General features: G+C 57.3%; 1 protein-coding gene. It reads right to left on the reverse strand.

What is annotated here, in order from left to right:
• Window positions 1–213, reverse strand: a 213-nt coding sequence (locus tag PsB1_RS11820) for a LysM peptidoglycan-binding domain-containing protein (RefSeq protein WP_284361859.1), incomplete at both ends; no start/stop codon positions are given.

The raw sequence follows: 213 nt of genomic DNA on the forward strand, positions 1-213 counted from the left end.
TGATGGTGGACGCATTATAGGTGTTGCGCACCACACCCGCGGGCAGGCGCAGCGTTTGGCCTTCAATCAGGGCCGACGTACCGCTTAGGCCATTGGCCTCTGCCAATTTATACCAAAGACCGCTATCACCCCACAGGTTTTGGGCAATGCTTTGCAGGCTATCGCCGCCGCGCACCGTGTAGCTGCCAAAGTTTGAGCCCTGGCTATAGCTAT

The sequence above is a fragment of the Candidatus Phycosocius spiralis genome (genome assembly GCF_030158815.1).
Lineage (GTDB): Bacteria > Pseudomonadota > Alphaproteobacteria > Caulobacterales > Aquidulcibacteraceae > Aquidulcibacter > Aquidulcibacter spiralis.